General features: G+C 70.8%; 24 protein-coding genes. 18 read left to right on the forward strand and 6 right to left on the reverse strand.

All coding sequences use genetic code 11. The annotated features are described in order from the left end of the window. The first annotated feature begins 171 nt into the window (after positions 1 to 171). The gene (locus OG395_RS37130) at positions 172 to 1,587 is read left to right on the forward strand and encodes an aminotransferase class V-fold PLP-dependent enzyme (protein WP_327246846.1); all 1,416 of its coding nucleotides are present in this window, start codon (positions 172 to 174) and stop codon (positions 1,585 to 1,587) included. A gap of 67 nt (positions 1,588 to 1,654) precedes the next feature. On the opposite strand, the gene OG395_RS37135 is transcribed toward OG395_RS37130, so the two are convergent. After that, positions 1,655 to 1,936: an Lrp/AsnC family transcriptional regulator gene (locus OG395_RS37135; RefSeq protein ID WP_037694047.1), complete on the reverse strand. Its 282-nt coding sequence runs from the start codon at positions 1,934 to 1,936 to the stop codon at positions 1,655 to 1,657. Then, positions 1,933 to 2,682, reverse strand: coding sequence for a rhomboid family intramembrane serine protease (locus OG395_RS37140; protein WP_327246847.1), 750 nt, complete (start codon positions 2,680 to 2,682; stop codon positions 1,933 to 1,935). The genes OG395_RS37135 and OG395_RS37140 overlap by 4 nt, the downstream gene beginning before the upstream one ends. Before the next feature lie 163 nt (positions 2,683 to 2,845). Here OG395_RS37140 and OG395_RS37145 point away from each other — a divergent pair, with 163 nt between their 5' ends. The 5 genes from OG395_RS37145 to OG395_RS37165 all read left to right on the forward strand — a co-directional run bounded on the left by OG395_RS37145 (position 2,846) and on the right by OG395_RS37165 (position 8,335). Continuing rightward, positions 2,846 to 3,088, forward strand: a complete 243-nt coding sequence (locus tag OG395_RS37145; protein WP_266986548.1) for a hypothetical protein — start codon at positions 2,846 to 2,848, stop codon at positions 3,086 to 3,088. Positions 3,089 to 3,125: 37 nt separating this feature from the next. Continuing rightward, on the forward strand, positions 3,126 to 4,487 hold the full coding sequence (locus tag OG395_RS37150; RefSeq protein ID WP_327246848.1) for an NYN domain-containing protein: 1,362 nt from the start codon (positions 3,126 to 3,128) through the stop codon (positions 4,485 to 4,487). A 285-nt stretch (positions 4,488 to 4,772) separates the two neighbouring features. Next, positions 4,773 to 5,798 carry a C40 family peptidase gene (locus OG395_RS37155; RefSeq protein ID WP_327246849.1) on the forward strand — a complete coding sequence of 342 codons (1,026 nt, stop codon included), beginning with the start codon at positions 4,773 to 4,775 and terminating at the stop codon, positions 5,796 to 5,798. A 240-nt stretch (positions 5,799 to 6,038) separates the two neighbouring features. Then, positions 6,039 to 7,070: a C40 family peptidase gene (locus tag OG395_RS37160; RefSeq protein ID WP_327246850.1), complete on the forward strand. Its 1,032-nt coding sequence runs from the start codon at positions 6,039 to 6,041 to the stop codon at positions 7,068 to 7,070. 17 nt (positions 7,071 to 7,087) lie between these two features. Further along, positions 7,088 to 8,335, forward strand: coding sequence for a hypothetical protein (locus tag OG395_RS37165; RefSeq protein WP_327246851.1), 1,248 nt, complete (start codon positions 7,088 to 7,090; stop codon positions 8,333 to 8,335). Here the strand turns inward: OG395_RS37165 and OG395_RS37170 are convergent. Next, positions 8,292 to 9,578, reverse strand: a complete 1,287-nt coding sequence (locus OG395_RS37170; RefSeq protein WP_327246852.1) for a glycosyltransferase family 87 protein — start codon at positions 9,576 to 9,578, stop codon at positions 8,292 to 8,294. The two genes, OG395_RS37165 and OG395_RS37170, sit on opposite strands and share 44 nt — an antisense overlap. A gap of 98 nt (positions 9,579 to 9,676) precedes the next feature. Here OG395_RS37170 and OG395_RS37175 point away from each other — a divergent pair, with 98 nt between their 5' ends. Continuing rightward, the gene (locus OG395_RS37175; protein ID WP_327246853.1) at positions 9,677 to 10,819 is read left to right on the forward strand and encodes a glycosyltransferase family 4 protein; all 1,143 of its coding nucleotides are present in this window, start codon (positions 9,677 to 9,679) and stop codon (positions 10,817 to 10,819) included. Between the two features lie 65 nt (positions 10,820 to 10,884). Here the strand turns inward: OG395_RS37175 and OG395_RS37180 are convergent, their stop codons facing one another. Continuing rightward, positions 10,885 to 12,681: an AMP-dependent synthetase/ligase gene (locus tag OG395_RS37180; RefSeq protein ID WP_327246854.1), complete on the reverse strand. Its 1,797-nt coding sequence runs from the start codon at positions 12,679 to 12,681 to the stop codon at positions 10,885 to 10,887. 281 nt (positions 12,682 to 12,962) lie between these two features. On the opposite strand from OG395_RS37180, the gene OG395_RS37185 reads away from it, so the two are divergent. The 6 genes from OG395_RS37185 (at position 12,963) to OG395_RS37210 (ending at position 18,092) form a co-directional block, all read left to right on the forward strand. Then, a complete protein-coding gene (locus OG395_RS37185) occupies positions 12,963 to 13,769 on the forward strand; it encodes a metallophosphoesterase family protein (RefSeq protein ID WP_266986564.1) in 807 nt (268 codons plus the stop codon). A 105-nt stretch (positions 13,770 to 13,874) separates the two neighbouring features. Continuing rightward, the gene (locus OG395_RS37190) at positions 13,875 to 14,324 is read left to right on the forward strand and encodes an SRPBCC family protein (protein ID WP_266986565.1); all 450 of its coding nucleotides are present in this window, start codon (positions 13,875 to 13,877) and stop codon (positions 14,322 to 14,324) included. A 4-nt stretch (positions 14,325 to 14,328) separates the two neighbouring features. Further along, positions 14,329 to 15,666, forward strand: a complete 1,338-nt coding sequence (locus OG395_RS37195) for an ArsA family ATPase (RefSeq protein WP_327246855.1) — start codon at positions 14,329 to 14,331, stop codon at positions 15,664 to 15,666. Between the two features lie 105 nt (positions 15,667 to 15,771). Further along, a complete protein-coding gene (locus OG395_RS37200; RefSeq protein ID WP_327246856.1) occupies positions 15,772 to 16,230 on the forward strand; it encodes a DUF5304 domain-containing protein in 459 nt (152 codons plus the stop codon). Positions 16,231 to 16,305: 75 nt separating this feature from the next. After that, on the forward strand, positions 16,306 to 17,247 hold the full coding sequence (locus OG395_RS37205; RefSeq protein WP_037696990.1) for an ROK family glucokinase: 942 nt from the start codon (positions 16,306 to 16,308) through the stop codon (positions 17,245 to 17,247). Positions 17,248 to 17,327: 80 nt separating this feature from the next. After that, positions 17,328 to 18,092, forward strand: coding sequence for an endonuclease/exonuclease/phosphatase family protein (locus tag OG395_RS37210; protein ID WP_327246857.1), 765 nt, complete (start codon positions 17,328 to 17,330; stop codon positions 18,090 to 18,092). A gap of 250 nt (positions 18,093 to 18,342) precedes the next feature. Here the strand turns inward: OG395_RS37210 and OG395_RS37215 are convergent, their stop codons facing one another. Continuing rightward, on the reverse strand, positions 18,343 to 18,990 hold the full coding sequence (locus OG395_RS37215; protein WP_327246858.1) for a hypothetical protein: 648 nt from the start codon (positions 18,988 to 18,990) through the stop codon (positions 18,343 to 18,345). Then, complete coding sequence (locus tag OG395_RS37220; RefSeq protein ID WP_327246859.1) at positions 18,983 to 19,762, reverse strand: alpha/beta hydrolase; 780 nt, start codon at positions 19,760 to 19,762, stop codon at positions 18,983 to 18,985. The genes OG395_RS37215 and OG395_RS37220 overlap by 8 nt, the downstream gene beginning before the upstream one ends. A gap of 196 nt (positions 19,763 to 19,958) precedes the next feature. Between OG395_RS37220 and OG395_RS37225 the strand changes: the two genes are divergently transcribed. From OG395_RS37225 to OG395_RS37245, 5 genes are all read left to right on the forward strand, one after another. Further along, positions 19,959 to 20,702: a lysophospholipid acyltransferase family protein gene (locus tag OG395_RS37225; protein ID WP_327246860.1), complete on the forward strand. Its 744-nt coding sequence runs from the start codon at positions 19,959 to 19,961 to the stop codon at positions 20,700 to 20,702. Between the two features lie 52 nt (positions 20,703 to 20,754). Next, positions 20,755 to 21,987, forward strand: coding sequence for a MacS family sensor histidine kinase (gene macS, locus OG395_RS37230; RefSeq protein ID WP_327246861.1), 1,233 nt, complete (start codon positions 20,755 to 20,757; stop codon positions 21,985 to 21,987). Further along, complete coding sequence (locus tag OG395_RS37235) at positions 21,984 to 22,694, forward strand: response regulator transcription factor (protein ID WP_327246862.1); 711 nt, start codon at positions 21,984 to 21,986, stop codon at positions 22,692 to 22,694. Before macS ends, OG395_RS37235 begins: the two co-directional genes overlap by 4 nt. A 175-nt stretch (positions 22,695 to 22,869) precedes the next feature. After that, positions 22,870 to 23,898, forward strand: coding sequence for a 6-phosphofructokinase (locus tag OG395_RS37240; protein WP_327246863.1), 1,029 nt, complete (start codon positions 22,870 to 22,872; stop codon positions 23,896 to 23,898). 77 nt (positions 23,899 to 23,975) lie between these two features. Next, on the forward strand, positions 23,976 to 25,028 hold the full coding sequence (locus OG395_RS37245) for a 2-hydroxyacid dehydrogenase (protein WP_327246864.1): 1,053 nt from the start codon (positions 23,976 to 23,978) through the stop codon (positions 25,026 to 25,028). The last annotated feature ends 25 nt before the right edge of the window (positions 25,029 to 25,053 follow it).

A 25,053-nucleotide genomic window follows, 5' to 3' on the forward strand; every position in this document is an offset into this window, starting at 1 on the left:
CTCGACATCTGTGAATGTCACATCCCTGGGGTCCTGGTCCTCAAGGAGCCTCTTGTGAGCAAGCGAATGCGATAGGGCCCAAGGCCCTTCTCCGCACACCCTTTTCTTCTTCCTGTGCTGCCGCGTGTCCGCCGGCGCAGTGAATTCGCCTGCCTCTTACGGGAGTTCGCCATGTCTGTCTTCAGCGCTGTCGCCGACCAGTCCGTTTGTACCCCGCTGCCCGTTCTGGGGCGGGATGTGGCCGTTCCTCTGGTGACCGGTGGTGAAGTCACGTACGCCGCCCTCGACTACGCGGCCAGCGCCCCGGCCCTGCAGCGCGTGTGGGACGACGTCGCCGCGTACGCCCCGTACTACGGCAGCGTCCACCGCGGTGCCGGCTACCTCTCGCAGCTCTCCACGGACCTCTTCGAGAACAGCCGCAAGACCGTCGCGGAGTTCCTCGGCTGCCGCGCCGAGGACCAGGTGATCTTCACCCGGTCGACGACCGACTCGCTGAACCTGCTCGCCGCGGTGCTCCCCGCCGACTGCCAGGTCTTCGTGTTCGAGACCGAGCACCACGCCTCGCTGCTGCCCTGGCGCGACGCCCGCGTCACCTACCTCAACGCCCCGCGCACCCCGGCCCAGGCCGTCGAGACGCTGGAGCGGGCGCTCGCCGACCGCGACCCTTCCCCGAGCTCTCAACTCCGTTCGAGCAGGGGAGGCCCCACCGGTCCGGCGCTGGTCTGCGTCACCGGCGCCTCCAACGTCACCGGTGAGCTGTGGCCGGTGAAGGAGCTGGCCGCCGTCGCCCACGCGCACGGCGCCCGGATCGTGCTCGACGCCGCGCAGCTCGCCCCGCACCACCCGGTGGACATCGAGGAGCTCGACGTCGACTGGGTCGCCTTCTCCGGACACAAGCTGTACGCGCCGTTCGGCTCCGGTGTCCTCGCGGGCCGCGCCGACTGGCTGCAGGACGCCGAGCCGTACCTGGCCGGCGGCGGTGCCTCGCGGAAGGTCGCCCGGCGCACCGTCGGCGGTGTGGACGTGGAGTGGCACTCGACCGCCGCCCGGCACGAGGCCGGTTCACCCAACGTCATCGGTGTCTACTCCATCGCCTCCGCCTGCAAGGCGCTCACCGAGGCCGGCTTCGACCGGCTCGTCGCCCGTGAGCAGCAGCTCGTCACCCGGATCCGCGAAGGCCTCGCCGAGGTCCCCCAGGTCAAGGTGCTGTCGCTGTTCGGCGACGACGCCCCGCGGGTCGGCGTCATCTCCTTCGTGGTGGAGGGCTGGAACAGCTCGCACTTCGCCGCGGCGCTCTCCGCCGAGTACGGCATCGGGGTGCGCGACGGACTGTTCTGCGCCCACCCGCTGGTCCGCACCCTGCTGGGCAGCGACCCGCAGGACCCGGGCGAGTGCGGTGCGCCGGAGGCCGAGCCGGGCGAGCGGTCGCTCAACGCGATCCGGGTCAGTTTCGGCGCCGGCACGCCGGACGAGCACATCGAGCGTTTCGTCCGCGCGGTCAAGGAACTGGTGAACAAGGGCGCCCAGTGGACGTACCGCGCCGAGGACGGCCGCTGTGTCCCGGACCGGGGCGCGGCGCAGGTCTGACGGGCCCGTCACACTTCGGCCGGGGACGGGCAGCACTGCCCGTCCCCGGCCGGAGTACGACGCGAACCTACGCGTCGAGACCGATGGCGAAGGCCGCCTCCAGGTCGTGCTGCGAGTACGTACGGAACGCGACATGTGTGTCGGTGCCCTCGACACCCGGGATCTTGCTGATCCGGCCGGGGATGACGTCCGCGAGGTCGTCGTGCCTGGCCACTCGGACCATGGCGATCAGGTCGTACGTACCGGTGACCGAGAAGACCTCGCTGACATTGTCCAGCGCGGCGATGGCCTCGGCGATCTCCGGAATCCGGTCCACGCTGGTTTTGATGAGCACGATCGCGGTGATCACGGCTGGCTTTCTCCCTCGGTGGCCGTGGCTGGAGCCTTCACTCTAGCCCCACGGCGGTAGCGTCCCCAGGCGTAGACGAAGCCGCAGACGAAGCCGACCACATGGGCGAGATACGCCACCCCGGGACCGCTGCCCGCGCCCTGCGCCGCCATCCACTGCAGCACGAACCAGAAGATCAGCACGATCCAGGCGGGAAAGCGCAGCGGAAGGAAGAGCAGGAACGGGAAGAGGCTGGTCACCCGCGCCCTGGGGAACAGGTAGAGGAACGCCCCGAGCACCGCGGAGATCGCCCCTGACGCGCCGACGAGGGTCTGGTCGGAGCTCGCGTGGGCCGCCGCGTACGCCAGCAGTGCGAGATAGCCGCAGCCGAGGTAGAAGAAGGTGAATTCGGCACGGCCCATCCGCTCCTCGGCCATGGCCCCGAACACGTACAGGAAGAGCATGTTGCCGAGCAGATGCAGCCAGCTGCCGTGCACGAACAGTGCGGTCAGAGGGGTGAGCAGGGCCTGCGCGGAGCCCGCCCACAGCTCGCTCGGGATCACCCCCCAGCGCTCGAAGTACCCGGCCTGGGCGGCGAGCAGGGTGTCGGCGGTGCCGTATGTGGGGTTGAGGCCGGAGAGCGGGCTGATCAGGAAGACGGCGCAGCACAGGGCGATGAGGGCATACGTCACCTGTGCACCGGCCGCCGTGGCGGCGCGCAGGAGCCTGCCGGTAACTCCGCCTCTCGTGGCCCGCCGATCGATCATGAACAGAGCATGACGCAAGGTGACGGAACGGGACAGACCGCCTCGCCGTGTCTATGGGTATGTGCAAGGCCGTAGGGTTGCAGCAGGACATCCGCAGTTCGACGGCGCACCGCGAGATCCTGGGCAGGCAGCAGCACCACGCTCGACGAAAGAGGACGCAACGATGACGACGGTTCCCCAGCCGACCGACGGGACCCGCTGGCGCTGCACGCTCTGCGGAAATCTCACCCGCTTCGACGTGACCCGCACCTCCAAGGTCGTCGAATACGTTCATCTCGACCTGGCCGGTGAGTCGACGGTCGAGGAACGCGAGGTGGTCAGTGAGACCATCGAGTCGGTCCGCTGCCGCTGGTGCAACGCGGTGGACCAGATCGAACTCGTCGACAGGCCGGGTGCCGACTCCTGACGGGGCCGTGCGGACAGACATTTTGGGGTGACGGATCGTGGAGCAGCCCGATAGCGGCGCCGAGTCGGCCGATGGAGCCGGCGACGCCGTCGAGGCGCTCGACCGCCCGCTGCCCGAAGGCGTACGGCGGCGGGTCGTCGCGCTGGTCTCGGACGCGTTCGGCGGCCTGACGGTCACCGAACTCCCGGCCCAGCTCAGGCAGTACGCCCGCTTCACCCCGACCCGGCGCGCCAAGTTCGCCGGGAATGCGATGGCGGCCGCCCTGGAGAACGACACCCTGTTCCGTCAGCGCATCGGCGAACGGCTCCGGGAGTCCCAGCCGGAGCTGGCCGCTGCCGTGGAGGCCGGGTCGCCGCCGGCCGCCGCCGATCCCGTCGATGTGGCCGCGGCCGCCTATGTGCTGCGCCCGGTCGGCTGGGTGAAACTGGTCGCCGCCGCCGGCGAGGAGGTCCAGCGCGCCGACGCCGAGCGGGCCGACGAGGAGAGCCGGCGCGAGCTGGAACGGCTGCGCGAGGAGCTCGCCCAGGCCCGGACCCAGACGAAGAGCGAGACCGAACGGCTCCGCGCCGAACTCGACGCGGCCCGCAAGGAAGCCGATTCCCTGCAGCGCAAACTCCGCTCCGCCCTCAACGAGGTCAAGCGTGGCGAGGCCGCGGTGCGCCGCGGCAAGGCCGAGGCCGACACCCTGCGGACCGAGGCGGCCGCCCAGATCTCCGCCGCCGAGAGCGAGGCCCGGCGGCTGCGGGCCCGGCTCGGTGAGGCGGAGGCGTCCGTCGAGGCGAGCCGCAGAGCAGCCAGGGAGGGGCGTTCGGTCGAGGACATGCGGCTGCGGCTGCTCCTCGACACAGTGCTCGACGCGGCCCGGGGGCTGCGCCGCGAACTGGCCCTGCCGCCCTCCTCGATCCGCCCCGCGGACAGTGTCGACGCGGTCGAGCCCGGCGCGATGTCGCCCAAGGACATTGCCGCCAGGGCTCTTTCGGAGACAGATCCGGCCCTGCTCGACCAGTTGCTCGCGCTGCCGCAGGCACACCTGATCGTGGACGGCTACAACGTCACCAAGACCGGCTATCCGCAGCTGCCGCTGGAGAAGCAGCGGTTGCGGCTGCTGGGCGGTCTCGCGGTGCTCGCCGCGCAGTCCGGCGCCGAGATGACCTGTGTCTTCGACGGGGCCGAACTTGCCGCTCCGGTATTGCTCGCACCGCCGCGCGGGGTGCGCGTGCTGTTCAGCAAGCCGGGTGTGACCGCCGACGAGCTGATCCGCCAGCTCGCCCGCGCCGAACCGCCTGGCAGGCCCGTCGTGGTGGTCTCCACCGACCGTGAAGTGGCGGACGGCGTGGCGAAGGCAGGGGCCAGGCCCGTTGCGTCCGTCTTGCTCCTGAAGCGGCTTTCGCGCGTCTGATGCGCCTTGTGGCGACTTGTCGGAAATCAGGGAACGTACCGTCAAGTCGCCGCTACGCCCTGTGTGATGAGCGTAAAGAAGTGGCTGTTGTGGCGAGATTTTTCTTGTGAGGATTTGAACTGATCACAAGATGGTCACTAGGGTCGAGCTTCGAACCTTCGCTCGGTTGATCACCCATTCGGGGTGGCAGCGAAGGAACCGCCGAGTCCGTGACGTGCACGGAGCCGGGGATTCAGTTCCCCCCACAGCCCGGTAGGCGGCTCGAGGAAGAAGGAGCTCGCCTTCGTGGCGTCCCACCGTCGTCCCAAGCAGCCGAGCCGCGCCCGTGTGACCGTGCTCACCGCGACCGCCGCCGCGGCCGTGGCCCTGACCTCCCAGGCCGCACACGCCGACCCCAAGCCGACCAAGAGTGAGGTCAAGGCGAAGGTCGACAAGCTCTACCACGAGGCGGAGAAGGCCACCGAGAAGTACAACGGGGCCAAGGAGCAGCAGCAGAAGCTCGAGAAGCAGGTCGGCGCGCTGCAGGACAAGGTGGCCCGCGGTCAGCAGGAGCTCAACACGCTCCGCAGCGGTCTCGGTTCGCTCGCCGCCGCGCAGTACCGCTCCGGCGGCATCGACCCGTCCGTGCAGCTCTTCCTCGCCTCGGATCCGGACACCTTCCTCGACGAGGCCTCGGCCCTCGACCAGTTGACGGCCAAGCAGACCGAGTCGCTGGAGAAGATCCAGGAGAAGCAGCGGGCCCTCGCGCAGCAGCGCAAGGAGGCCCAGGACAAGCTGGGCGACCTCGCGGACGTCCGCAAGACGCTCGGCGAGAACAAGAAGAAGTTCCAGGGCAAGCTCGCCGAGGCGCAGCGCCTGCTCAACACCCTGACCGCCGCCGAGCGCGCCAAGATGGCCGAGGCGGAGCAGCGCGCCAGCCGCGCCGCCGGCGACCGGGTCGATCTGGGCAACGAGGCCCCCGCCTCCGCCCTCGGCGCCGCCGCCCTGAGGGCCGGCGCCACCCAGCTCGGCAAGCCGTACGTCTCCGGCGGCACCGGCCCCAACTCCTACGACTGCTCGGGCCTGACCCAGTGGGCCTATGCCCAGGCCGGCGCCTCCATCACCCGCACCACGTACACCCAGATCAACGAAGGCACGCAGATAGGCCGCAGCGCCCTCAAGCCGGGCGACCTCGTCTTCTTCAACAACACGTCGCACGTGGCTCTGTACGCGGGCAACAACACCGTGCTGCACGCCCCGAAGCCGGGCGCGGTGGTCCGCTACGAATCGATGAACACCATCGGCAGCTTCCAGGTCGGCGTGCGTATCTGACGACGCCCGAACGAGCGAATTACCGCGCCCCGCACAGACGGCCCGCCCCGCCGGAGACCACAGGTCACCGGCGGGGCGCCGTCGTTCGTGACCCGCACCCATCCGGCGCGGCCGTTCGTGCGCTCCGTAGTCGCCCGACTACTGTCTGCCTGCTGTGCGGCTCCCGTCCGTCGGTCCGCCCGTCCCGGGCGGCAGGGAGCCGCGTACGTCTGCGTACAGCGGAAGGGAGTGCGGCGTCCTGTGGTGTCCCATCGCCGTTCCACACAGCCCGGCGTCAACCGGAGTGTCCGGGTCACAGTCCTGTCCGCGGCCGCGGCGACCGCCGCCGCCACGCTCGGGTCGGCAGCCGCGCACGCCGACCCGAAGGACACGCCCCGGACCGCCAGGGCCGAGATCGACCGGCTGTACAGCGAGGCCGAGCACGCCACCGAGCAGTACAACAAGGCGGGGGAGAACGCCGACCGGCTGCGTGGCGAGCTGAACCGGGTCCAGGAACGGGCGGCCCGCGGTCAGGAACGGATCAACCGGATGCGCATGGCGCTCGGTTCGGCCGCCGCCGCGCAGTACCGCTCCGGTGGCATCGACCCCTCGCTCGCCCTGCTGCTCTCCGCCGATCCGGACAGCTACCTCGACCGGGCAGCCACCCTGGACCGGCTGAACGCCCGTCAGACCACCGCCCTGCACGAACTCCAGCACGCTCGGCGCGGCCTCGCGCAGGTCCGTGCGGAGGCCGCCCGCTCGCTCGCCGGCCTGGAGCGCAACAAGGCGGCCGCCATCCGGCACAAACGGACCGTCGAGGGCAAGCTCCGGCAGGCCCGGCAACTGCTGGCCGCGCTGCCCGCCGCGGACCGGGCGGCCTTCGACCGCACCTCGCGCTCCGGCCGCGAGGCCTCGTTCTCCGCCCTGGCCGATCTGCCGGCCGGCTCGTCCCGGGCGGCGGCCGCCGTCATGGCCGTCCGCCGGGCCGTCGGACTCCCGTACATCTGGGGCGCCAACGGTCCCGCCGGATTCGACTGCTCCGGGCTGATGCAGTGGGCGTACGCCCAGGCCGGTGTGAGCCTGCCGCGCACCTCGCAGGCGCAGCGGCACGCCGGCCACATGGTGCCGCTCTCCCAGGCCCGCCCCGGCGATCTGGTCGCCTACCGCTCGGACGCCAGCCACATCGGGATGTACGTGGGCAACGGGCAGGTGATCCACGCCCCGCACCCCGGCGCTCCGGTCCGCTACGACCCGGTCGGCATGATGCCGGTCTCCTCGGTGACCCGCGTCTGACCCGTACCCTCGGTCACGTGGCTGATCAGGGGTGCACCGCGGGGCGGGGACATGACGGACGGAGGCGCGCGGCGGGAGCGGCGCTCGCCGGGCTGCTGCTCGTGTCCGCCTGCACGGCCCCTGCCCCCGCCACCCTCGACCCCACCGTCCGGGCCGTCAGCGCCACCCTGGACCGCCGTGCCGCCGCTGTCCTGGGCCACGACCCGGACGGCTTCCTCGCCGTACTCGCTCCCGGGGCCACCGGGCTGCGGGCAGCCCAGCGCCGCGAGCTGGCCCATCTCGCCGACGTGCCGCTGAGCTCGTGGGCGTACAAGGTGACGGACGTGCGCAGGCGTGGCGCCGACCGGGCCACCGCCGACGTCGAGTTGCGCTACCGGATCGCGGGCTACGACAGCGCTCCGGTCACCGCGGACCGGGTGCTCGACCTGGAGCGGGACCCGGCGGACGGCCGCTGGTACATCACCGCGGACCGGGCCGGCCGGGACGGCGGCTCGCAGCTGTGGCAGCAGGGCGACGTCCAGGTCGTACGGGGCAGGCGAAGTCTCGTCCTCGGTGTGGGGCGGACGACGACGGAGCTCCGCGCGATCGCGGACACCACGGACCGTGCGGTGCCCGCCGTCTCCGCCGCCTGGCCGGAGCGCTGGGCCGACCGTGTGGTGGTCCTCGTACCGGAGACGACCGACGACATGGCCGGGCTGCTGGGGTCACCGGCGGCGAACTACCGGGGCATAGCGGCCGTCACCACCGGTGAGACCGGCGGCCGGGCGCCCGCGGACCGGGTGATCGTCAACCCTCAGGCGTACGCGACGCTCGGCACGTTCGGGCAGCGGATCGTCCTCACCCACGAGACCGCCCATGTCGCCACCCGCGCCCGCACCTCCGCGTCCACCCCGACCTGGCTCTCCGAGGGCTTCGCCGACTGGGCGGCCTACCGCGCCGAGGACCGGACAGCCGAGCAGGCCGCGCCCGAACTGGCCGATGCGGTCCGGCGCGGTGAGCTGCCCGCCGAACTGCCCACCGACGAGGAGTTCGGGTTCACGGGAGACTCCGGGCGCCTCGCGAGGGCGTACGAGGGCGGCTGGCTGGCTTGCGCACTCATCGCCGACCACTGGGGCGAGAAGAAGCTCTTCGCCTTCTACCGGGCCGTCGGGGGGCACTCAGGACGGGACGGAGCGGTGGAGCAGGCGATGCAGGACGTGCTCGGCACTACCCCGCAGGAGTTCACGGCGCGCTGGCGGGAGTATCTGCGGTCCCGTCTCGGCTGACCCGCCCCGCCGGACCGGACGACTGGACCGGCAGCCGGTGCCGGTCCCGGCGGACCGGCGCGGGCACCGTCTCCTTCCACAGCCGCCGGGACGCGACCAGGGTCGCCGCGACGAGCAGACCGTTGCGTACGAACATCAGCGTCACGCCCTGCACGTCGCTGGTCACCACGTGGATGAACCCGAGCGGGAACTCCAGCTGGGTGACGCCCGTCGCGACCAGCACCAGAACGGCCGGCAGCCCCATCCGGCTGGACCGGAAGGCCAGACAGACCGCCGCGAGACCGACCAGCCACAGCATGTACTGGGGGCTGATCACCCGGCTCGTGGTCGTGAACAGCAGCACCGCCGTGAACGCCGCGTCGGCCGGCGTGCTCACCCCGAAGTCGCGGGCCAGCAGCCGCCACACCACCAGCCAGCCGAACGCGACGAGGCTCAGCCCCAGCGCCAGGGTGCTCACCAGCTGCACATGCGGACCCAGGAACTCCAGCGACCCGTAGTTCAGCTCCACCCGGCCCTGCCAGCCGAACTGCCGCGCCACATGGAAGACCAGCGCCCCCAGCGACTCGACCTCGGTGCCGCGGTCGCGCTGGAACCCGAGAAAGGCCAGCGCTCCCGGCAACGCGGCCGTGCACACCACCAGCAGCCCGGCCGCCGTCACCACCGCCGCCGTCCATGAGCGGCGGGTCGACTCCCCGCGCGCGGTCCCGGCCAGCAGCAGCACCGGCCACACCTTCAGCAGCGCGCCGAAGGCGGCCAGCGCCCCCAGCACCCGCGGATGCCGTACCCCGGCCAGCAGCGCCGCGACCGCTACCGCCGTCACCATCACGTCGTACCGCGCGTACGCGGTCGTGCCGAGCAGGGGCACCCCCGCCACCCATACCCAGCCGCCCGCAATCCGCCTGCCGGTACCGCGGCCCGCGTACAGCAGCAGGCCGAGCACCAGCGCGTCGCAGAGGCAGGCGAGGACGAAGAAGGCCGAGGCGTAGTCCAGGAACGGCAGCAGGGCGGGGGAGAGGATGGCGAGCGCCGCGACGGGCGGGTACTGCCAGGTGACATCGCCCAGCGGATACGTGCCGGTCTTCAGCACCTCGGACCAGCCGTGGTAGATCACCGAGACGTCGCTCGTCACGTCCGGGCCCGGCAACGTGACGACCTTGAAGACGCAGAGCAGCAACGCGGCCCTGGTGAGCGCCCACACCGCGACGGGTGCGAGAAATCTGCCGGTGCCGCCCGTTGTTGTCATGCCCGCGTCCATCCCCTTCGCCGGTGGCTCCGAGCCATGATGCACGGCGCATCGGTGGGCGAGCCATCAGGCCGGGCCGTTCGGTACTGTCGGCGGCGATGGACAAGACCTTGATCGTGACCAACGACTTTCCGCCCCGACCCGGCGGTATCCAGGCATTTCTGCACAATATGGCACTCCGCCTGGACCCCGGCCGGCTCGTCGTCTACGCCTCCACCTGGAAGCGGAGCCCCGAGGGCGTCGCGGCCACCGCCGCCTTCGACGCCGAGCAGCCGTTCACCGTCGTCCGTGACCCCACGACGATGCTGCTGCCGACCCCGCGGGTGACCCGGCGCGCGGTCCGGCTGCTGCGCGAACACGAGTGCACCTCCGTCTGGTTCGGGGCCGCTGCCCCCCTCGGGCTGATGGCACCGGCACTGCGGAGGGCGGGTGCCCGGCGACTGGTCGCCACCACCCACGGGCACGAGGCCGGCTGGGCCCAACTTCCCGCGTCCCGCCAGCTGTTGCGCCGGATAGGCGAGAGCACGGACACGATCACCTACCTCGGCGAGTACACCCGCTCCCGGATCGCCGGCGCGCTCACCCCCGAGGCCGCCGGCCGCATGGTCCAACTGCCGCCCGGCGTCGACGAGAAGACCTTCCACCCGGGCTCCGGCGGGGACCGGATCCGGGCCCGGCTCGGACTCTCGGACCGGCCCGTCGTCGTCTGTGTGTCGCGGCTGGTGCCCCGCAAGGGCCAGGACACCCTGATCCTCGCGATGCCCGCGATCCTGGCGCGGGAGCCGGACGCCGTCCTGCTGATCGTCGGCGGCGGACCGTACGCCAAGGAGCTGGAGAAGCTGGCCGCGGAGACCGGCGTCACCGACTCGGTGCGGTTCACCGGACCGGTGCCCTGGGAGGAGCTGCCCGCCCACTTCGGCGCGGGCGACGTCTTCGCCATGCCGTGCCGCACCCGGCGCGGCGGCCTCGACGTCGAGGGGCTCGGCATCGTCTACCTGGAGGCGTCCGCGACCGGACTGCCGGTGGTGGCGGGCGACTCGGGCGGCGCCCCCGACGCCGTACTCGACGGCGAGACCGGATGGGTGGTGCGGGGCGGCTCCGTCGAGGAGACCGCCGACCGCATCGCCACCCTGCTCGGCGACCCCGAACTGTGCCGGCGGATGGGGGAGCGGGGCCGGGCCTGGGTCGAGGAGAAGTGGCGCTGGGACCTGCTCGCGGAGCGCCTCAAGACGCTGCTCTGAGATACGGGGAGGGGCCCGCACGACCAGTCGTGCGGGCCCCTCCCCGTACACCTGCAACCGCGGGATCAGCCGCGGTAGATCGACTCCACCTCGTCCGCGAAGTCCTTCGCCACCACATTCCGCTTCAGCTTCAGCGAGGGCGTGATGTGGCCGGCCTCCTCGGTGAACTGCGAGGTCAGGATGCGGAACTTGCGTACGGACTCCGCCTTGGACACCGCCGCGTTGCCGTCGTCCACCGCCCGCTGCACCTCGGCCAGCAGCTCCGGGTCCTCGCGCAGTGACACCGCCGTCGAGCCGGCCGGCTTGCCGTGCTCCTCGGCCCAGTGGCCCAGGAACTCCTCGTCCAGGGTGATCAGCGCACCGATGAACGGCCGTCCGTCGCCGACCACCATGCACTCCGCGACCAGGGCGTGCCCGCGGATCCGGTCCTCGATCACCGCGGGGGCGACGTTCTTGCCGCCCGCCGTGACAATGATCTCCTTCTTGCGGCCGGTGATCGTCAGATAGCCGTCCTCGTCGAGGGTGCCGATGTCGCCCGTGTGGAACCAGCCGTCGGCCAGTGCGTCGGCCGTCGCCGCCTCGTTGTTCCAGTAGCCCGCGAACAGATGCTCGCCGTGCAGCAGCACCTCGCCGTCGTCGGCGATCCGGACGACCGAGCCGGGCAGCGGCTGGCCGACCGTACCGATCTTCTGCCGGTCCCACGGGTTGAACGCGGTGGCCGCGCACGTCTCCGTGAGGCCGTAGCCCTCCAGCACCGTGAAGCCGATGCCGCGGTAGAAGTGCCCGAGCCGCTCGCCCAGCGGTGCACCGCCCGAGATCGCGTACTCGCCGCGGCCGCCGAGCACGGCGCGCAGCTTGCTGTAGACCAGCCGGTCGAAGACCTTGTGCTTGAACTTGAGGCCGATGGACGGCCCCTGAGGGGTGCCGAGCGCACGGCTGTAGGCGATCGCGATGTTCGCGGCCCTGTCGAAGATCTTGCCCTTGCCGTCGGCCTGCGCCTTGGCACGCGCCGAGTTGTAGACCTTCTCGAAGACCCGCGGCACACCGAGGATCAGCGTCGGCCGGAACGCGGCCAGCTCATCGGTGAGGTTCTTGATGTCCGGTACGCAGCCGAGCCGGATCGGGGCCATCACCGCGGCCACCTCGACCAGCCGGCCGAAGACATGGGCCGCGGGCAGGAAGAGCAGTACGGAGCACTCGCCGGTACGGAAGAGGGGCTTCAGCCGCTCCACCACGTTGCCGCACTCGGCGAAGAAGCTGCGGTGCGTGAGCACACAGCCCTTGGGGCGGCCGGTGGTGCCCGAGGTGTAGACGATGGTGGCCGGGTCGTCGGCCTTGGCGCCGGCGCTGCGCAGGTCGACGGTCTCGTCCGAGACCTCCGCACCCCACGCGGTCAGCTCGTCGACCGCGCCCTTGTCGATCTGCCATACGTTGCGCAACTCCGGCAGCCGGTCGCGCATGGCGGCGACGGACTCGGCATGCCCGTCGCTCTCCACGATCACCGCGACCGCGCCGGAGTCGCCGAGGATCCACTGGACCTGCTCGGCGGAGCTGGTCTCGTACACCGGGACGGTGACCGCGCCCGCGCTCCAGATCGCGAAGTCCAGCTGCACCCACTCGAAGCGGGTACGGGACATCAGACCGACCCGGTCGCCGGGCTGCACGCCTGCGGCGATCAGGCCCTTGGCGGCGGCTCTGACCTCGGCCAGGAACTGGGTGGCGGTGACATCGGTCCACACGCCCGCCACTTTGCGGCTCATCACCGCTACATCGGGATGCTGAGCGGCATTGCGGCGGATGAGATCCGTCAGGTTGCCGTCCGAGGGGACCTCGTACAGGGCCGGAAGGCTGAACTCGCGCAAGACTGCTGCTCCTCATCGGGCTCCGGTGCCACGGCTCCGTGTGACGCACCGGCTGCGGTCCAAGATTGGCAGGGTGCTCAGTGGGGTGAGCACGACTGGACTGCCCGGACGTTACCCACCAGTACTCGGTTCCGGATAGGGGGGTCCGGCCAGATGTTTTATGCGTCACACATATCGGTGATCCTCGCGCGCACAGTAGTGCACCCAGGTGACAAGCATGAAGTATCCGCAGGTCCGACGGGCTCTACCCAGGCCGTCAGCGGCGCCCTAGGGTGATCGTCATGCCAGCCGGAGCGAACAGCCGCGAGGGTGCCACCGCACGTCGTACGCGGATCCACGTGGTCAGTGACGTGCATGGGAACACCGAAGCCCTGGCCCGGGCCGGGGACGGCGCCGACGCCCTCGTCTGCCTGGGTGACCTGGTGCTCTTCCTCGACTACGCCGACCACTCGCGCGGCATCTTCCCCGAACTCTTCGGCGTGGAGAACGCCGACCGGATCGTCGAGCTGCGCACGGCCCGCCGCTACGAGGAGGCCCGTGACTTCGGCCGCGGGCTCTGGGCGGGCCTGGACCGCAATGCCGCCATCGTCGGTGCGGTGCGCCATCAGTACGCCGAGATGTTCGCGGTCTTCCCCACACCGACGTACGCCACGTACGGCAATGTCGACATCCCCGACCTCTGGCCCGAATACGCCCGCCCCGGCACCACCGTCCTGGACGGCGAGCGCGTCGAGATCGGCGGACGTGTCTTCGGCTTCGTCGGCGGCGGGCTCCGGACCCCGATGCGCACCCCGTACGAGGTCAGCGACGAGGAGTACGCCGCCAAGATCGAGGCGGTCGGCGAGGTGGACGTCCTGTGCACGCACATCCCGCCCGACGTGCCGGAGCTGACCTACGACACCGTGGCGCGCCGGTTCGAGCGCGGCAGCAGGGCGCTCCTCGACGCGATCCGCCGGACCCGCCCCCGCTATGCCGTCTTCGGCCATGTCCACCAGCCACTGGTCCGCCGGATGCGGATCGGGGCCACCGAGTGCGTCAACGTCGGGCACTTCGCCTCGACCGGCCGGCCCTTTGCCCTGGAGTGGTGACCACACGGCCCCGACCCTGGGACGATGCGCGCCGCGCACGCGATAGCCTTCTGGCGGCAGGCATCTGCCGACCGACCGGTACACCGCACTGGAGGAGCCACAGCGATGGCTGAACACACCAGCTCGACCATCACGATCGAGGCGGCACCGGCCGACGTCATGGGCGTCATCGCCGACTTCGACCGGTACCCGGAGTGGACCGGTGAGGTCAAGGAGGCCGAGGTCCTCGCCAAGGACGAGCAGGGCCGCGCCGAGAAGGTCCGGCTGGTCCTCGACGCCGGTGCGATCAAGGACGACCACACGCTCGCCTACACCTGGACCGGCGACCACGAGGTCAGCTGGACCCTGGTCAAGTCCCAGATGCTGCGCGCCATCGACGGCTCCTACGCACTGGCCCCGCTCGGCGACGGCAGCCGCACCGAGGTCACCTACCGGCTGACCGTCGACGTCAAGATCCCGATGCTCGGCATGATCAAGCGCAAGGCGGAGAAGGTCATCATCGACCGCGCGCTGGCCGGTCTGAAGAAGCGCGTCGAGTCCGTCCCGCGGGGCTGACCGGATGCGTACGGTCCTCGTCACCGGCCCCGGCGGCGCCGGCCGTACCACTGTCGCGGCGGCGACCGCACTGGCCGCGGCCCGCCGCGGCCGCCGCACGCTGCTGCTCTCCGCCGACGCCATACCGGGTTTCCCCAGCGCCACGGAACCCACCGAGGTCACCGAGGGACTCCGGTTCGCCCGCATCGACTCCGGCGAGCACTTCCGTACCGAACTTCTCTCCCTCCAGGACCAGGCGTCCTCCGTACTCGACCTGCTCGGCGGGAACCGGCTCGACGGCGAGGAGCTGACCGAACTCCCCGGCAGCGCCCAGCTCGCCCTGCTGCACACCCTGCGCCGGGCGGCCCGGGGCGACTGGTCGCGCGACGGCTACGACATCCTCGTCGTCGACCTGCCCCCGCTGCGCGAAGCCCTCGCCGTGCTCGCCCTGCCCGAACAGCTGCGCCGCTATCTGCGCCGCCTGCTGCCCCCGGAGCGCCAGGCCGCCCGCGCCCTGCGTCCGATGCTCGCCCAGCTCGCCGGCGTCCCGATGCCCGCCCAGTGGCTGTACGAGACCGCCGCCCGCCGGGACGCCGAGCTGGCCTCCGTCCAGGCCCTGGTGGAGGACCGCAGCACCACGGTCCGCCTCGTCGCCGAACCGGGACCCGCCGCCGAGGACGCCCTGCGCACCGCGCGCACTGGATTCGCCCTGTACGGACTGCGCGTCGACACGCTCACCGTCAACCGGGTCCTGCCCAGGCACTCCTCCGACCCCTGGTTCGCCGATCTCGCCGCCCAGCAGGAGAAGTGCATCGACCACTGGTACGAGGAATGGGTGCCGGCCGCGTCCTTGTGCGAGGTGCCCCATCTCGGCCGGGACCCACAGGGACTCGACGACCTGAGCCTTCTCGACACTTCGTCGAACTGCACCACCTTCGAGGCGGCGGGCACCGGTGGCGGGCTCTTCACGGGGGACGGTCTCGCCGTCGAGCTGGACGACCGGCCGGACGGACGCGCGCAGGACCCCTGGTGGATCGAGGACCCGAACGCCCCGGACGGCCACGACGAGCTGCGGGTACTGCTCCGTGGCAGACCGGACGCCACCGTCTCGCCGCGGCCGGCCGTCGGTGAGGACGGCGACGGGGTCCTGGTCTGGTGCCTGCCACTGCCCGGAGCCGTCAAGGAGGACCTGCAGCTGGTCCGGCGCGGCGACGAACTGCTCCTGACCGTCGGCCCGTTCCACCGGATCGTGCCGCTGGAGTCCGGGCTGCGCCGCTGCACCGTTTCCGGCGCCGCACTGACGGACGGGGTGCTGCGGGTCCGGTTCACGCCGGACCCCGCACTGTGGCCGCGGACCTCCTGAACGGCGTACCACCGTTCGGGTAACGTCGGTAGTACGCGTCCCGTGTGCGGCGGTGGACCACACCCCGCACGCGCGACGTCCGCAACCACGTCGCAGGAGTCCGCCATGAGCGAAGCCACCGATCGTCCCGCCGACGACGACGCGTGGGCCAAGGCCTGCGCCGAGGACCTGGAAGCCGAGAAGGCCCGTCGCCGCGCCGAGTACGGCCCGCCCGCCGGTTCCGCGGCCGAGGAGCTGCGCAAGCTGGTCGACGCCGTGGCCGACAAGGTCGCCTCCCTCCAGTCACCACTGTTCGGCGTCGCCGCCCAGGGCGCCGTACAGCAGGTGATCAAGCAGGCGAAGGCCGCCGTCGAGCCCGTCATCGAACGCAATCCGGACGTCTTCGACCACATCGCCGCGGCCGGCAGCGAACTCCTCGCCGCCTACCGCTCCGCCGTCGAGGGCCAGGAACGCCGCTGGACCCAGGACGCCACCGACCCCGGTGGCGCCTCGAAGAAGGCCGGCGACCCCACCGACCCGCGCGACGACGACAGCGGGCCGGGCGAACACATCGACCTGGACTGACCGGCACCGATAGGGCGGGGAGCGGCGCTCGGGTACGGTTGGCCATAGCGGGGCTCGACCGAAACTGAGGGATTCATGGGACTCACCATCGGCGTCGATATCGGCGGCACGAAGATCGCGGCTGGAGTGGTCGACGAAGAGGGCCGGATCCTCTCGATGTTCAAGGTGCCGACCCCGCCGACGGCTGAAGGCATCGTGGACGCGATCGCGGCGGCAGTGTCCGGCGCCAGCGAGGGACACGAGGTCGAAGCGGTCGGCATCGGCGCTGCCGGATATGTCGACGACAAGCGCGCCACGGTGCTGTTCGCGCCGAACATCAACTGGCGGCACGAGCCGCTGAAGGACAAGGTCGAGCAGCGCGTCGGCCTCCCCGTCGTCGTCGAGAACGACGCCAATGCGGCGGCCTGGGGCGAATACCGCTTCGGTGCAGGCCAGGGCCACGACGACGTCATCTGCATCACGCTCGGCACCGGCCTCGGCGGCGGCATCATCATCGGCAACAAACTGCGCCGCGGCCGCTTCGGTGTGGCCGCCGAATTCGGCCACATCCGGGTCGTCCCGGACGGGCTGCTCTGCGGTTGCGGCAGCCAGGGCTGCTGGGAGCAGTACGCATCCGGGCGCGCGCTCGTCCGGTACGCGAAGCAGCGTGCCAACGCCACCCCGGAGAACGCCGCGGTCCTTCTCGCCCTGGGCGACGGCACGGTGGACGGCATCGAGGGCAAGCACATCAGCGCGGCCGCCCGGCAGGGCGACCCGGTGGCGATCGACTCGTTCCGCGAGCTGGCCCGCTGGGCCGGCGCCGGACTCGCCGACCTCGCCTCGCTCTTCGACCCGTCCGCGTTCATCGTCGGCGGCGGCGTCTCGGACGAGGGTGAACTCGTCCTCGGCCCGATCCGCAAGTCGTTCCGGCGCTGGCTGATCGGCGGCGAGTGGCGGCCGCACGCCCAGGTGCTCGCGGCCCAACTGGGTGGCAAGGCAGGCCTGGTGGGCGCGGCGGACCTGGCCCGCCAGGGCTGAGCCCGGCCCATCACGGACAACGCCGGACGCCCGTCGCGCCCTCACCGGGAGCGGCGGGCGTCCGTCGTATGGTGAGCCGTATGGTCATGACAGAGCTGCCCGACTCCCGTACCGAGCCGGACGGTTCGGCCGTCGTCAGAGTGCTCAGCTACAACATCCGGTCGATGCGCGACGACCGTGAGGCGCTGGCCCGCGTCATCCGTGCCTGCGCACCCGATCTGGTCTTCATCCAGGAGGCCCCGCGCTTCTTCCGCTGGCGCAAGCGCGCCGCCTGGCTCGCCGCCCACACCGACCTGGTGGTCCTCTCCGGCGGCGCCACCGCCGCCGGGCCGCTGCTCCTGTGCTCGCTGCGCGCCACCGTGGAACGCACGGAGGACCTGCTGCTGCCGCGTACCCCCGGACTGCACCGCAGAGGCTTCGCCACGGCGGTGGTACGGATCGCGGGCACCCGGATCGGGCTGCTGAGCTGCCATCTGAGCCTGCGCCACGAGGAGCGCGTGGTCCAGGCGGACCTGCTGCTCGACCGGCTGGACGCCATGCAGGTCGAGCACGTCATCGTGGCCGGCGACCTCAACGACGCACCGGAGGGGAAAGCCTTCCAGTTGCTGGCCGGGAGGCTCCAGGACGGCCGGTCCGTCCGGCCGTGGGGTGGCGAGCTCACCTTCCCGGCACACGATCCGCGGCTGCGCATCGACGCGGTCTTCGCGAGCAGAGGCATCGAGGTCCTCGGCTGCGGAGTCCCGTCGGGACTGCCCGGCGTCACGGAGCAGGACCTGCGCGCGGCCACCGACCATCTGCCGGTACTGGCCGCGCTCAGGGTGCCCGCCCTGTCCTCGCTCGCCTGAGGGCTCCTCGTTCCCCCTCAGAGCCTGTCGGGTGACCTCTGATCGGGCGGCCACGCCCTGGCACGCACGCTTCCCGCGTTGCTGAAATGTCCTGGTAGCTCCTTCCCCAGGCTCTCAGCTTCGTTCGAGCAGGGGAGACCCCATCCGAGGACATCCCGCCGCCTTGGAATCGCACGCACCAGACCGCGGCCGCTATCCGATCGAAGGTCACCCGACAGGCTCTCAGCCGACCTGATCCGGGGGAGCCGGCTCAGACCACCGCACCGCGGCCGGGGTCGTCGTCATCCTCGTTGTCGTCCTGCATCCGCGCGACCAGGGTGACGAAGCCACCCAGGAAACCGCCGATGCAGACCGTGGTGAGCCACCACGTCATCTCCCACTGCAACAGGACGGCGAGCAGCATCAGCACCGGTCCGCCGACGACCGCGAGCCAGGCGAACTTCGCCGTGACATCGGCCTCCGGCAGCGGAGGCGGCTCCGGCGGGACGAAGTGCCCCTCGTCGCTGTCGTCCGCGTCGTCGTCCGTCGGCTCCGCCACCTCGTAGTCGCGGGGACCACCGACACCGGGGGCGAAGACGACCGAGCTGCCGAGCGGCTTCTCCGGCGGCTTCTTCTTGATGCCCTTGTCCGGCTCCAGGACGTTGCGCTCGCCGTCCTCCAGGAGCGCGAGGCCGTCGATCGACTTGAACGGCTTGGCGCCCGGCGGGTCCGGCGGCTCCTCGCCGTAGCCCGCGACGATCGCCTCCCAGGCGGCGTCCTCGTCGAGCGCGTCACCCTGGCCGGGCCCCCCGGGGACGTGTGGCGCACCCGCGCCCTTCTCGGGCACGGCCGTTCCCTCCGTGGGGCGCGGTTCGCGCTCCTCCTCGCTGCCCGCGCGCTCCGCGTCGTGCTCAGCCACCTGACGTGCTCCCCTTCTTCCCGACGCTCGGAGCGAGGCGGCCGATGAACGAGTAGCTCTCGTCGAAGATCCGCTCCGCATCGTGGTCCAACGTCGCCACGTGGTAGCTCTGTTCCAGCAGGATCTCCTCGACGTCCGTGGACGACACCCGGCTGAGGATCCGCGCCGAGTCCGCCGGAGGCACCACATGGTCCTGCGGGCTGTGCAGCAGCAGGAGCGGCTGGGTGACCTGCGGCAGCTCCGCGTCGACCAGCCGGAAGAAGTTCCGCAGGGAGTGCGCCGCGTGCAGCGGCACCCGGTCGTACCCGATCTCGACGGAGCCTTCCCGGGCGATGTCGTTCGCCACGCCCTTCGTGGACGGCAGCAGATGGCGGACGACCGGCAGTGCGTACGCCGCCAGGCCATGCACCTTGTTGCCCGGATTGACGAGCACCAGACCACTGATCGCCTCCCCGTGCTTCGCCGCCAGCCGCAGCGACAGCGCGCCGCCCATGGACAGCCCGAAGACGAAGACCTGACGGCACCGCTCCGACAGGGCCCGCAGTTCCCGGTCCACCTCCGCGTACCAGTCCTGCCAGCCCGTGACCTGCATGTCCTCCCAGCGGGTGCCGTGCCCGGGCAGCAGCGGCAGCGCGACCGTGAGTCCGCGCTCCGCGAGATATTCGGCCCAGGGGCGCAGCGACTGAGGCGAACCGGTGAATCCGTGACAGAGGAGGACGCCGACCTCTCCGCCCTCGTGGCGGAACGGCTCGGCTCCAGGAAGGACCGGCACCGGGGTCTCCTGTTCGTGAGGCTCGAAAGGGAGCGAAAGGGGGAGTGCGAGAAGGATTACTTCACCGTACGCGACCGGACTGACACCGACCAGGGCCGTCACCGGTCACAGCCGTGCTTCGGCCCCGTGCCGGGCAGGACACGGCGGCAGCATCACGGGTTAAGGTCAATGCGACAGCACACAGGAGGCACCCGAGTTGATCTACGGCGCGATGAAGTTCTCCATCGGCGGGTCATTGAAGCTCGCCTTCAGGCCGTGGGTGGAGGGCCTGGAGAACATCCCCGCCCAGGGGCCGGCGATCCTCGCGAGCAACCATCTCTCGTTCTCCGACTCCTTCTTCCTGCCGGCCGTGCTGGACCGCAAGGTCACCTTCATCGCCAAGTCCGAGTACTTCACCGCGCCCGGCGTGAAGGGCAAGCTGACCGCCGCCTTCTTCAAGGGTGTCGGCCAGCTCCCGGTGGACCGGTCCGGTGCCCGCGGTGCCGGTGAGGCGGCGATCAAGGCCGGCATCGAGGTCATCGAGAGCGGCGGGCTCTTCGGGATCTACCCGGAGGGCACCCGGTCGCCCGACGGCCGCCTCTACCGCGGCAAGCCCGGCGGTCTCGCCCGGGTGGCGCTTGCCACCGGAGCACCCGTCATCCCCGTGGCGATGATCGACACGGAGAAGATCCAGCCGCCCGGTCAGGTGATCCCCAAGCTGATGCGCCCGGGCATCAGGATCGGCAAGCCGCTCGACTTCAGCCGCTACCACGGTATGGAGGGCGACCGCTTCATTCTCCGCTCGGTCACCGACGAGGTGATGTACGAGATCATGAAGCTCTCCGGGCAGGAGTACGTCGACATCTACGCGACCGCGGCCAAGCGCCAGATCGCGGACGAGGCGAAGCGCCGCGCGGAGGAAGAGAAGCACGCGGGCGGAAAGCCCGGCACGGAAGGGTGACGGAACAGCCGACGCGTCACCGCGTCGGTGTCCGTCCGGGGGGGTGGGGGACGTGGCCAAGCGCGAGCGGGTCGTACGGATGTCGGTCGAACAGCCGCTGTGGCGCGCGCTGACCGCATACCGGCTTCTGACGATGGTCTACGCGATCCTGCTCGCGGTCTTCGGCCGGGCGCGGTACGACCGGCCGTGGGTGGCCATCGCCTTCCTGGTAGTGATGGCGGCGTGGACGCTCGGCACCCTCCCGAAGGTCGCGGGCGCCGTCGCCTGCACCAAGCGTTTCCTCGGCGCCGACCTGGCCCTCGCCCTCGTCGGTATCCTCCTCACCCCGCTCGCCGACTTCGAGGCCCAGCACGTCGACGGTCCGACGCTGCCGTCCATCTGGACCGCGGGCTCCGTGCTGGCCTTCGCGATCAAGGGCGGCTGGCGCTGGGCGGCGCTGGCCTCCACCTTCGTCGCCGTCGCCAACATCATCGAGCGCGGCGAACCCAGCCGCGACACCTTCCACAACGTGCTGCTGGTCTGGGTCGCCTCCATCGCCATCGGGTACGTCGTCGAGGTCGCCCGCGCCAGTGAGCGCACCCTCGCCCGCGCCCTGGAGATCGAGGCGGCGACCCGGGAGAGGGAGCGGCTGGCCCGCGACATCCACGACAGCGTGCTCCAGGTCCTCGCCATGGTGCAGCGCCGCGGCACGGCACTGGGCGGCGAGGCCGCCGAGCTGGGCCGGATGGCAGGGGAGCAGGAAGTCGCCCTGCGCACCCTGGTCTCCAGCGGTCTGGTGCCCACCACCCGGGTCTCCGAGGACATCTCCGAGGGCGCGGTGGTCCGTACGGTCGAGGTCGACGACCGGGAGGACGGTCCGTCCGGTCCGGCCGACTGCGATCTGCGCGCCCTGCTGGCCCCGCACGCCGGCTCCCGGGTCAGCTTCGCGGAGCCCGGCGCTCCGGTCCTGCTCGTCCCGGCGGCGGCGAAGGAACTCGCGGCCGCTGTCAGTGCTGCCCTGGACAATGTCAGGGTGCACGCCGGCCAGGACGCCCAGGCGTGGATACTCGTGGAGGACTGGCCGGACGAGGTGATCGTCACGGTCCGGGACGACGGTCCCGGCATCCCGGAGGGGCGGCTGGCCCAGGCCGAGGGGGAAGGCCGGATGGGCGTCGCCCTGTCGATCCGGGGGCGGCTGCGCGACCTGGGTGGCACAGCGGAGTTGATTTCGGTGCCCGGCCAGGGCACCGAGGTCGAGTTGAAGGTTCCGAAGGTTTCACGGGGGAAGGCAGGATCCGGCCGATGAGTACGGAGAACACCGCGAGCGCCGAGAGCGCGCAGGACGCCGAGCAGCGGACCATCAGGGTGATGGTCGTCGACGACCATCCGATGTGGCGCGACGCCGTCGCCCGTGACCTCGCCGAGTCCGGCTTCGACGTGGTGGCGACCGCGGGTGACGGACCGCAGGCCGTGCGCCGGGCGAGGGCGGTCACCCCCGACGTCCTGGTCCTCGACCTGAACCTGCCGGGGATGCCCGGAGTCCAGGTCTGCAAGGAACTCGTCGGCTCCCACCCGGGCCTGCGGGTCCTGGTGCTCTCGGCGAGCGGTGAGCACGCCGACGTACTGGAAGCGGTGAAGTCCGGCGCCACCGGCTATCTGCTCAAGTCGGCCAGTACACAGGAGTTGACCGAGGCCGTGCGGAGCACCGCCGCCGGCGACCCGGTCTTCACCCCGGGCCTCGCCGGACTGGTGCTCGGCGAGTACCGCAGGCTGGCATCCGAGCCCGCGCCCGTCGCACCGGACGAGCCGAAGGCACCGCAGCTGACGGACCGGGAGACCGAGGTGCTGCGGCTGGTCGCCAAGGGACTCTCGTACAAGCAGATCGCCGAGCGGCTGGTCATCTCGCACCGCACCGTCCAGAACCATGTCCAGAACACCCTGGGCAAGCTCCAGTTGCACAACCGGGTGGAACTCGTGCGGTATGCGATCGAGCGCGGCCTCGACGACGCCTGAGCTCAACCGAGTCCGATCTCAACGGAGTCCGATCTCAACGACGCCCGAGATGAACGACGACTGTGATCAACTGCGCCTTGCTGCAGGGGAATTGACCATCCGACCCATCCCGAAGTGACCTGGATCACCATTAGCGTGGTCGCCAGCGAGCTCACTTCGGCGAAGGGATGCTTCCATGCGGGTCGGAGTACTGACCGGGGGCGGCGACTGCCCCGGACTCAACGCGGTCATCCGCGCGATCGTCCGCAAGGGCGTGCAGGAGTACGGCTACGACTTCATCGGCTTCCGGGACGGCTGGCGCGGCCCGCTGGAGGGCGAGACCGTTCCGCTCTCCATTCCGGCGGTGCGCGGCATCCTGCCGCGCGGCGGCACGATCCTCGGTTCCTCGCGGACCAACCCCCTCACCACCGAGCACGGCGTCCGCCGGATCAAGGACAACCTCGCCAAGTACGAGGTCGACGCGCTCGTCACCATCGGGGGCGAGGACACCCTCGGTGTGGCGGCGACCCTGTCCGACGAGTACGGCATCCCATGCGTCGGCGTGCCCAAGACCATCGACAACGACCTCTCGGCCACCGACTACACCTTCGGCTTCGACACGGCGGTCGGCATCGCCACCGAGGCCATCGACCGGCTGCACACCACCGCCGAATCCCATATGCGGGTCCTCGTCGTCGAGGTGATGGGCCGCCACGCGGGCTGGATCGCGCTCCATTCCGGGCTGGCCGGCGGCGCGAACGTCATCCTCATCCCGGAGCAGCGCTTCGACATCGACCAGGTCTGTGCCTGGGTCACCTCCCGCTTCAGAGCCAGCTATGCCCCGATCGTCGTGGTCGCCGAGGGCGCCATGCCTGCCGAGGGGGAGATGATCCTCAAGGACGAATCGCACGACTCCTTCGGTCATGTCCGGCTCTCCGGGGTCGGCGAATGGCTGGCCAAGGAGATCGAGCGGCGGACCGGGAAGGAGGCCAGGACCACGGTCCTGGGCCATGTCCAGCGCGGCGGCACGCCCAGCGCCTTCGACCGGTGGCTGGCCACCCGCTTCGGGCTGCACGCCATCGAAGCCGTCAGGGACGGCGACTACGGCGTGATGGTCGCCCTGCGCGGCACGGACATCGTGCGGGTGCCGATCGCCGATGCGACCGCCCGGCTCAAGACGGTCGATCCGGCGCTCTACGCGGAGGTCGGCGTCTTCTTCGGCTGAGTGCGAGCGGCGCACCAGGGATACGGGCCGTATATTCGCGGCTATCCGGCCCGTAACTCTGCTGTTCTGGAGAGATCGTGGAAATCCTGGCATTCGGTGTGCAGTCCGACGAGAAGCCGCTGATCGAGAAGGCCTTCGCCGGACAGCACGAGGTCCGCTGCCTGGACGTATTCCTCAACAAGGACACCGCACCCATCGCGGCGGGCTACGAGATCATCTCCACCAGTGTCAACGCCGACCTGGGCAGCGGCGTTCTGCAGACGCTCGCCGCGGGCGGCACGCAGATGATCGCCCAGCGCTCCACGGGCTTCAACAACATCGACCTCGATGTCGCCGAACGTCTCGCCCTGAGGGTCGCCCGGGTTTCGTACTACTCGCCGTACTCGGTCGCCGAATTCGCCTGGACGCTCGCCATGGCGGTCAACCGCCGCATCATCCGCGCCGCGAGCCGCACCCGCGACTTCGACTTCCGGCTCGACGGTCTCCTCGGCCGGGACATGCGCGGCCGCACGGTCGGCGTGATCGGCACGGGCAAGATCGGCGAGGCCTTCACCCGTATCGCCCATGGCTTCGGGATGAAGCTGCTCGGCTGGGACGTGGCCGAGAACCCCGCCTGCACCGAACTCGGCATGACCTACGTCGAGAAGGAACAGCTCCTCGCCGAGTCCGACCTGATCAGCCTCCATGTCCCGCTGCTGCCGGCGACCCATCACATCATCGACGAGGACGCCCTGGCCGCGATGAAGGACGACGCGATCCTGATCAACTCCAGCCGTGGCGGACTGGTGGACACCTCGGCCCTGGTCACCGCATTGCGGGCGGGCCGCTTCACCGGTGTCGGACTCGATGTGTACGAGGCGGAGGCCGGGCTCTTCTTCCTCGACAAGTCCCTGGAGATCGTCGACGACGACACCCTGGCCCGGCTCGTCACCTTCCCGAACGTCATCGTCACCTCGCACCAGGCGTACTACACGGAGGACGCGGTGGCGCAGATCATCGACACCACCGTGCAGAACGTCGCCGACTACCTGGCCCGCCGCCGCAGCGACAACGTCCTCGTCCCCAGGCCTCCCCAGGACCAGGGCCATTCCTTCGGATCAGCCCGGCCTGATCCGAAAGAAAGGCCCTGAGGCCCCGGACCGCCTCGGCGGATTC

Source organism: Streptomyces sp. NBC_01320 (assembly GCF_035974375.1).
GTDB lineage: Bacteria > Actinomycetota > Actinomycetes > Streptomycetales > Streptomycetaceae > Streptomyces > Streptomyces yanii.

Bases quoted from the DNA above. Each gene is read 5' to 3' on its own strand.
- OG395_RS37130 (WP_327246846.1), top strand. From the start codon at position 172: ATGTCTGTCTTCAGCGCTGTCGCCGACCAGTCCGTTTGTACCCCGCTG.
- OG395_RS37140 (WP_327246847.1), bottom strand. From the start codon at position 2,682: ATGATCGATCGGCGGGCCACGAGAGGCGGAGTTACCGGCAGGCTCCTG.
- OG395_RS37145 (WP_266986548.1), top strand. From the start codon at position 2,846: ATGACGACGGTTCCCCAGCCGACCGACGGGACCCGCTGGCGCTGCACG.
- OG395_RS37170 (WP_327246852.1), bottom strand. From the start codon at position 9,578: ATGACAACAACGGGCGGCACCGGCAGATTTCTCGCACCCGTCGCGGTG.
- OG395_RS37175 (WP_327246853.1), top strand. From the start codon at position 9,677: ATGGACAAGACCTTGATCGTGACCAACGACTTTCCGCCCCGACCCGGC.
- OG395_RS37185 (WP_266986564.1), top strand. From the start codon at position 12,963: ATGCCAGCCGGAGCGAACAGCCGCGAGGGTGCCACCGCACGTCGTACG.
- OG395_RS37190 (WP_266986565.1), top strand. From the start codon at position 13,875: ATGGCTGAACACACCAGCTCGACCATCACGATCGAGGCGGCACCGGCC.
- OG395_RS37195 (WP_327246855.1), top strand. From the start codon at position 14,329: ATGCGTACGGTCCTCGTCACCGGCCCCGGCGGCGCCGGCCGTACCACT.
- OG395_RS37200 (WP_327246856.1), top strand. From the start codon at position 15,772: ATGAGCGAAGCCACCGATCGTCCCGCCGACGACGACGCGTGGGCCAAG.
- OG395_RS37205 (WP_037696990.1), top strand. From the start codon at position 16,306: ATGGGACTCACCATCGGCGTCGATATCGGCGGCACGAAGATCGCGGCT.
- OG395_RS37210 (WP_327246857.1), top strand. From the start codon at position 17,328: ATGGTCATGACAGAGCTGCCCGACTCCCGTACCGAGCCGGACGGTTCG.
- OG395_RS37235 (WP_327246862.1), top strand. From the start codon at position 21,984: ATGAGTACGGAGAACACCGCGAGCGCCGAGAGCGCGCAGGACGCCGAG.
- OG395_RS37240 (WP_327246863.1), top strand. From the start codon at position 22,870: ATGCGGGTCGGAGTACTGACCGGGGGCGGCGACTGCCCCGGACTCAAC.